A 7,606-nucleotide genomic window follows, 5' to 3' on the forward strand; every position below is an offset into this window, starting at 1 on the left:
TCAACCCACGGTGGGGAAGGGCGGTGGCTCCACCACCACCTCCATGGGCAGGTGCTCCTTCTCCGCGATCCACTTCACCCACAACTTCGGACGCGCGGCCGTGTCGTGGTGCTTGGGCCGCTCCAGCCGGATGGACAGCCAGTTGCGGTCCCGCAGGTACAGCTCCTTGCCCACCGGCAACAGCTCCGTCTGCAGGAACCCCGGCAGGTCCTCCCGCGAATCCTCCGACAACGCCAGCATCCCCTTGAACGCGAGCCACCCCGGCGGCGGATGCACGATGGGTGAGGACGTCGCCTGCTCGATGAACACCTCTCCCACCGTGCCCAGCGCGGGGACCAGGTGGTCCGGGTTGCGGGAACGCACTCGCGCCCTCGCTCCCACGTGCACGTCCCCGGACAACACCGTCACCGCACAGTAGGACTTCTTCGCCAGCGAGAACAGGTTCATCAACAGCCGCGTGCGCTCACCCCGGTGCACCGCGGACTCCCACTGGTCCACCAGGTCGTCGCGCAGGCCCGTGCCACCCCGGCTCATGTGCTCCATCGCCGGCCCGAAGCGCAGATGCACCAGCGGGACCGAGGACACCACCAGCACGTGCCGCGCCTTCTTGCCGTTCTCCGGCCGCTGGCGGTGCTCGGTGCGCCACGCGTCGAACGCTTCCCACTGGGAGCGGCTCATCACCGTGAACTCCGTCAGCGGATGCGCGTCCCCTGTCTCAATCACCCGGCTGGTCCGCCCGCTCCTCAAATCCAGCAACACCACGTCCAGGTCGCAGTCCGCCGTGGAGAAACAGAATGTCTGGAAGTAGTGCCGCGCGGGCTGAGTCGCACCCCAGTCGTCCGGCTCGCGCGCCGTCGTGGGCTGCTCCAGGAAGCCCCGCTGGAAGGCCTCGAACGCCCGCGCCGCCGCGCTGTAGAGGGCCCGGTACCAGGGCGCCTGCTGGAGCTCCTCGTGAGAACCCCACCCGTCGAAGATGTCGTGGTCGTCCCACATGAACAGGCCCGGCACCCGCCGCAGCATCGGCGCGATGCCCTGGCTGCCGCCCCACCGCTCCCGGTAGAGCCAGACGTATTCCGCGAACAACTTGTCATGGAGCCCGTCCGGCACCGGCAGCGTCAACCGCTCGCTCCGGGGCAGCTTCATGAACGCGCTCAACACATCCATCGTGTTGTGCAGTGAGTCCGCGTAGAGCTGATCCCCACCCCCGAGGAGCAGCTGGAACCCTGGCGTCTTCGCCGGATCCGCCGGGTCCTTCTGGTGGTGTTGCAGCATCCGCTCCCAGAGCGCGAAGGGCTGCGCCAGGTCGCTCCAATCACTCGCACGGCTGGCGCCGTTGCAGGAGAAGAACGCGATGTTTGGCGATACACCCCGCGCCGGGATGACGACATCCGACACCACCAGCGGCTCCGGCGGAATGACCCTCGAGGACCACGGCCGGTCATCTCGCGGCGGCGGACGCTCGAAGGTCACCGGCACGCCGGGCGTGTCCACGGATTCGAAGTGATAGGACAGCCGCTGGGCCACATCCGCGCGCGGCAGGGCGACCTCCCAACGCCACACCACGCCCCGCGTGTCCTGGGGCAACGTGGTGAGGTCCGCGGCGGCCTTCACCGTGTCGAACACCGCGACCCGTTGGCCCTTCGCGTCCTGGAAACACAGCCTCAACGCCGGAGGCTCCTTCGCCGACGTGCTGTCGAGGAACACGTTGACGAAGAAGCTCCACACGTCATGGGACTTCGGGTCCGGCGTGGCCTGCGCCCTGGCGTACAGGATGGGCCCCAACAAGAGCTTCATGGGGAAAGCCTTGCATGGACGCCCCTTCCTGTCTCACCCCTTGGGCGGCGTCACCGCGAGCGGCTGATACGTCCCGAAGCTCCAGACGTTCCCCTCCGGGTCCAGCGCGCTGAAGTCCCGCGAGCCGTAGTCCGTGTCGTGCAGCTCCATGGCGATGCTCGCGCCCGCCGCCTTCGCCCGCGCGTACAGCGCATCCGGGTCCGTCACCACCACGTAGATGCCCTGGTTCTTCAGGGGCACGTCCTTCGACGCGGCCATCTTCAGCCGGCCGCCCTCCGCGCCGCCGAACATGACGAGCCCATGGCCCAGCGTGAGCTCCGCGTGGGCAATGGCGCCGTCAGGCTTGCGGTAGACGACCCGCTCCTCGCAGCCGAAGGCCTGCTTCAGGAAACGCAGGGCGGCCTCGGGGTCCGCATAGTGGATGAAGGGGTACAGGCTGGGCAGGGGCATGGACATGGCGATGTCTTCCTTTCACCGCGCATCCTGCCCATCCGCCGCTGACTCTTCTTGGACGGAATTTACCTACGCACCGGATTCGAAGCCGCCCGCGTCCGGCAGCACGCGGCGCAAGAGGGCGGACGGCGGCCCGCCGGTGAACTGGCGGAAGTCCCGGTTCAGGTGCGCCTGGTCGAAGTAGCCCATCTCCAGCGCGAGCTCCGCCCAGCGCACCGGGCCTCCGGCCTTGATGCGCTCCACCGCCCGGTCGAAGCGCAGCAGGCGAGCGAGCCGGCGCGGGGGCAGCCCCACCTGTTCGTGGAACCGGTGGATGAGGTGCTTGTGGCTGTGGCCCAGCTCGCGCGCCAGCGTGGCGATGTCCACCTGGCCTCCGGTCTGGTGGATGCGCTCCACCGCCCACCGCACGCCTCCATCGACCGCCGGTCCCTGCTCGGCACGCTTCAACAGGAACGCGTCCGCGCGAGCGAAGCGCGTTGCCCAGTCCGGGGCCTCCTCAAGCTGCTCCACCAGCCGCCGCGCCTCCGCGCCCCACAGGTCCTCCAGGCCCGTCACCCGGTGGGACAGCTCATGCATGGGCAGGCCGAAGAGCCGCCGGGCCCCCAGCGGCGTGAGGTTCACCTGGAGCCCGTGGGACTCGCCGTTGTGCTCGGTGGTGCTCCAGCGCTCGTCCAGGCCGGCGACAAAGCCGGAGCGGTGCCGCGTCACCCGGCCCGCGTCGTCCAGGTGCTTGAGCAGCGGACCGAACTCCAGGATGAGCACCACCTGCACCCCGGGCAGTTCCTGCCGGCGCATGGGCTGGGGCATGGCCTCGCGGAAGCCGCAGTAGTCCCGGATGAGCGGTGCCAGCGCTGGCGGCGGCGTGGCCAGCGCCATCTCCCAACCGCCCCGCTCGGACGCGTGGCGCACCACCCGGATGCGATGCATGCGCAGGACTATTTCGAGCCCTTGCGCAGGAAGTCCAGCAGGGCCGCGTGCCACTTCTCCGGCGACTCGAAGTGGGGGATGTGGCCCACGTTGGGAAGCTCCACCAGCGTGGCGCCCGGGATGGCGGCGGCGGTCTTCTTCCCCAGCGCGGGGTACTGCCCCAGCTTCGGCAGGAGCGCGGGCGGCACGCTGCCCTTGCCCACCACCGTGCGGTCCTCCTGACCAATCACCACCAGCGTGGGCACCTTCACCCGCGGGAACTCATGCACCACCGGCTGCTCGTAGATCATCGTCTGCGTGGCGGCGGACACCCAGGCCAGGCGCGGGTACTCGCCGCTGAGCGTCTGGCGGTAGAGGACCTGGACGTATTCGTCGTACTCGGGCTTCCACTTCACGTAGTAGCCGCGCTGGTACTTGCGCAGCCCCTCCTCCGTGGCCTTGAGGTTCTCCTGGTAGAGGTCCCCGGTGGACTTCCAGGGGACGGCCTCGCGGTAGTCCTCCAGGCCGATGGGGTTCTCCAGCACCAGTTGCGTCGTCACCTCCGGGTACATCAGCGCGAAGCGCGTCGCGAGCATGCCGCCCATGCTGTGGCCCACCACCGCGGCCTGCTTCACGCCCACCGTGTCCAGCACCTGCTTCGTCAGCGACGCCAGCGTGTGGAAGCTGTACGCGATGGCCGGCTTGGACGACTTGCCGAAGCCCACCTGGTCCGGCACGACGACGCGGTAGCCCGCGCCGGTGAGCGCGCGAATCGTGTCCTTCCAGTACGCGCCGAAGAAGTTCTTGCCGTGCAGCAGCACCACCGTGCGCCCGTTGGCGTTGCCCGTGGGCTTCACGTCCATGTACGCCATGCGCAGGTCCTGGCCCTCCAGCGTGACGGGCAGGAACTGCACGGGGGCGGGGTAGGGGTAGCCCTCCATGCCTGGCCCCAGCGCCTCCGGGGCGCGCTTCGCCTCCTGCGCGTTCGCGGCCGGAGCGGAGAGCAGCAGGGCGGAGAGCAGCAGGGCGGGGACGCGGACGGAGGACATGGGGCTCCTTGGCGCAACGGGACGCGCGGGAACGGCAGTGTGGCCGGGACATTCCCCCGCGTCGCGGATTTCAGACCGCTCCACCCTCCCGGAGGTTGATGCCGAACTCCAGGTAGCCCTTGAGGCAGACCATCATGTGCATCCAGCCACCCGCGTTGCCGTAGGAGGACTCGAAGCCCTTCTCATCCGGCTTCCACCCGGACTCGCTCACCTTCACCATCGTGTTGCCTGCGTCCAGCGGCACGAAGGACATCTCCACCCGCGTGAGGGCGCCGCGGTCCGAGGGCCACTCGAAGACGATGCGCTCGTTGGGAACCACCTCGCGCGTGATGACGTCGAACTCGCCCGGCGCCTCCGCGAAGCTCCACTTCACCGTCGTGCCCGCCGCCAGCGGACCGCTGCTCGTCTTCACGAAGTAGCCGCTCAGCTTCGAGGGGTTCACCACCGCCTCGAACACCTGCGCCACCGGCTTGCGGATCTTCAACTGCACCTGGAACTTCGGCTCCATGGGCACCCCCTGCTGGGAACTGGTCCTGCCCGCAAATAGGTTATATAAATATAACATGTCAAGGAGCGACCAGGATGACCTCGTCTTCAAGGCGCTGGCGGACTCGCGCCGGCGGGCCATCCTGGACCTGTTGAAGGACGCGCCTCGCACGACCGGGGAGCTGTGCGAGCACTTCGAGAAGACCCTGGACCGCTGCACCGTGATGCAGCACCTCAAGGTCCTGGAGAAGGCGGAGCTGGTGCTGTCGCGCAAGGAGGGGCGGACGCGGTGGAACCACCTCAACGCGGCGCCCATCCAGGACATCCACGCGCGGTGGATCAGCTCCTACGCGACCCACGCGGTGAAGCTGTTGTCGAAGCTGAAGCGGGACCTGGAGGGGGACTGACGGGACCGCGCTTCAGTGCGCGCTGTCGGAGAACGGCTGCACTTCCGCCTGGGCCAGGGGCTCGTTCTCGAAGCGCGCGGGCTTGAGCAGGCGCGTGGTGAGCACCAGCGCGAGGAAGATGGCGCTGGCCCCGATGGTGACGAAGCGCAGGTTCATGCGGTCCGCCAGCGCGCCCAGGAACCAGACGCCCAGCGAATAGCCCGCGCCCAGCACCATGCTGTAGAGGCTGCCCATGCGCGCCTGCAGTTCACGCGGCACGCGGCCCTGGCAGGCCGAGCTCAGGCTGCTCATCAGCACCAGGTAGTTGGCGCCGAGGAAGAAGATGCACACCGCCGCCACTTGCAGCGTGGGCGCCAGCCAGTACACGCCCGCCAGCACCGCGATGGTCGTCGCCGCGTAGCCGCGCAGCTTGCGCTGCCCGAAGAGCTCCGCGAGCGTGCCCACGCACAGCGCCGCCGTGACCGCGCCCGCGCCCTGGCACGTCACCAGCAGTGATGTGGCCGCCGCGCCCTGGCCCAGTTCGCGGATGGCGAACACCGGCACCAGGCCGATGAAGGGCGCCACCAGCGCGGCCACGAAGAAGGTGGCCACCAGCACCAGCGAGATGTCCTCGTCGTCACGCGCCACGGTGATGCCGCGGCGGATGCCCTCCCAGAGCGGTTCACGCTTCGCGGCTGGGTCCCGCGCCGGCGGCACCACGCGCCACAGGGCGACGAGCACCGCGAAGAACGACAGCGTGTTCGCGAGCAGCGCCCACGCGGGCCCGCCCGCCTGCAACACCACCGCGGCCAGCGTGGGGCCCAGGATGCGGCCCAGGTTGAACTGCGCGGAGTTGAGGCTGGTGGACAGGTGCAGGTCTTCCGGCGGCACCAGCTCCGCCAGCAGCGCGGAGAAGGCCGGATAGGTGAGCGTGCTCACGCATCCGTTGAGGAACGAGATGACCCCGATGGTGGACACCGACAGCTGTCCCCGGAACGCCAGCACCGTCAGCACGGCCGCGAGCACCGCCTGCAGCAGCGCGCCCAGCCCCGCGTACGCGCGCCGGTCGAAGCGGTCCGCCAGCGCGCCGCCCACCGGCGCCAGAATCACCGCGGGCAGGAACGACAGCGCGACGACGGCGCCCGTCCACTCGGCCTTGCCCGTGGTCTGCGTGACGTACACGCCCATCGCCACCGTCTCCATCCAGGTGCCGATGTTGGAGATGAGCGCGCCCAGCCACACCGCGAAGTAACCGGGGTGGTCGAACGGGCGCAGCGAAGTCAGTCGTGGGAGTCGATGGGCAGGCACGTCGGAGTCTGTCTTAGCGCACGCCGCACGCGCGTGCCTTGCACGGCGCGGCACCCTTGGAGGCGCAATGAACCGCACGGCAGTCCAGGCAGCAGCCCGGCTTCACCAAAGCGCGCATTCCCTGACGGTGGTGCGCGATGCGTGGCATGCAAAACACCCACGGAGGTGCGGCCTCCGTGGGTGCGGGTACGGCGTTGTCGTGAAGGCGCGGCGCTACGGCACGGTGGTGCTGGCGGTGACGGGCGACTTGCGCGGAGAGAGGCGGCCGTCGTCGGCGATGCGGGCGCCCGTGTCGGGGAAGTCCTCGGTGGTGAGCTTGCGCACCAGCGAGACGACGTTGGCGTCCGGGTCCGGCTGGGTGATGCCTTCACCGACCTGCTTCGTGGGGAGGATGCGGCCGTTGGAGAAGCCGCCACGGCCGTCCAGCTCCACTTCCAGGATCATGCCCAGGCCCTGCGGACCCTTGAGGTTGAAGCGGCCGTAGGTGGCGAAGTTGCCCATGGAGTAGGCGATGAGGCGGCCCTGGTAGAACTCCATGGCGCGCGCGACGTGCGGGCCGTGGCCGAGCACCAGGTGCGCGCCCGCGTCCACCACCGCGTGGGTGAAGACGCGCAGGTCGCCTCGGTCCTCGCCGAAGAACATCTCCTTGCCCTGCGGGACGTGCAGGGCCTTGCCGCCCTCCGCGCCGCCGTGGAAGGAGACGATGACGATGTCGTGCGTGGCGGCGGTCTGCTTCACCAGCGCGGTGGCGGTGGGCAGGTTGTTGAGGTGGTTGCAGCCCGCGGACGTGTGGAAGGCCACCAGGCCGATCTTCAGGCCGTTGCGCTCCACGGTGGCCACGCTGCCCGGCGGACCGCTCCAGGCGATGTTCAGCGCGTCCAGGGTGGACTCGGTGGCGCGGCGGCACTCCTCGCCAAAGTCACCGGAGTGGTTGTTCGCGGTGGAGACCACGTCCACGCCGGCCTGCTTGAGGAAGTCACCGAAGGACGTGGGGGAGCGGAAGGCGTAGCAGTTCGCGGGGGACCGGCACTTGGTGGTGCGGCCGGTGTCGCAGAGCGGCCCTTCGAGGTTCACGAAGGTGAGGTCCGCGTCCTCCAGCAGGGGACGCACGCCGGCGATGACGCTGCCGCCGCCCTCGGGGGGAAGGTAGCCCTCCGGCACGGTGGTGCCGAGCATCAGGTCACCGGCGGCGCGGATGCGCACCTTCGCGCCCGGGGGCGGGGG

Annotated in this window: 8 protein-coding genes; 1 reads left to right on the forward strand and 7 read right to left on the reverse strand. The window is 69.4% G+C overall.

The genetic code is table 11. The annotated features are described in order from the left end of the window. The 5 genes from D7W81_RS17735 to D7W81_RS17755 all read right to left on the reverse strand — a co-directional run bounded on the left by D7W81_RS17735 (position 1) and on the right by D7W81_RS17755 (position 4,710). Positions 1–1,794 (reverse strand): alkaline phosphatase D family protein, encoded by a 1,794-nt coding sequence (locus D7W81_RS17735; protein WP_120556578.1) that lies wholly within the window; start codon positions 1,792–1,794, stop codon positions 1–3. 33 nt (positions 1,795–1,827) lie between these two features. Further along, the gene (locus D7W81_RS17740) at positions 1,828–2,250 is read right to left on the reverse strand and encodes a VOC family protein (protein ID WP_120556579.1); all 423 of its coding nucleotides are present in this window, start codon (positions 2,248–2,250) and stop codon (positions 1,828–1,830) included. Positions 2,251–2,316: 66 nt separating this feature from the next. After that, positions 2,317–3,174 (reverse strand): helix-turn-helix domain-containing protein, encoded by an 858-nt coding sequence (locus D7W81_RS17745; RefSeq protein ID WP_120556580.1) that lies wholly within the window; start codon positions 3,172–3,174, stop codon positions 2,317–2,319. Positions 3,175–3,182: 8 nt separating this feature from the next. Next, a complete protein-coding gene (locus D7W81_RS17750) occupies positions 3,183–4,202 on the reverse strand; it encodes an alpha/beta fold hydrolase (RefSeq protein ID WP_120556581.1) in 1,020 nt (339 codons plus the stop codon). A gap of 70 nt (positions 4,203–4,272) precedes the next feature. Beyond that, positions 4,273–4,710, reverse strand: a complete 438-nt coding sequence (locus D7W81_RS17755) for an SRPBCC domain-containing protein (RefSeq protein WP_120556582.1) — start codon at positions 4,708–4,710, stop codon at positions 4,273–4,275. 55 nt (positions 4,711–4,765) lie between these two features. Here D7W81_RS17755 and D7W81_RS17760 point away from each other — a divergent pair, with 55 nt between their 5' ends. After that, complete coding sequence (locus tag D7W81_RS17760) at positions 4,766–5,095, forward strand: metalloregulator ArsR/SmtB family transcription factor (RefSeq protein WP_120556583.1); 330 nt, start codon at positions 4,766–4,768, stop codon at positions 5,093–5,095. A 12-nt stretch (positions 5,096–5,107) separates the two neighbouring features. Here D7W81_RS17760 and D7W81_RS17765 read toward each other — a convergent pair whose 3' ends face one another. After that, positions 5,108–6,382 (reverse strand): MFS transporter, encoded by a 1,275-nt coding sequence (locus D7W81_RS17765; protein ID WP_120556584.1) that lies wholly within the window; start codon positions 6,380–6,382, stop codon positions 5,108–5,110. A gap of 213 nt (positions 6,383–6,595) precedes the next feature. After that, positions 6,596–7,606, reverse strand: a 1,011-nt coding sequence (locus tag D7W81_RS17770; protein ID WP_147445519.1) for a CapA family protein, incomplete at its 5' end; no start/stop codon positions are given.

Origin of the sequence: Corallococcus aberystwythensis, assembly GCF_003612165.1 — a bacterium.
Taxonomy (GTDB): Bacteria; Myxococcota; Myxococcia; order Myxococcales; family Myxococcaceae; genus Corallococcus; species Corallococcus aberystwythensis.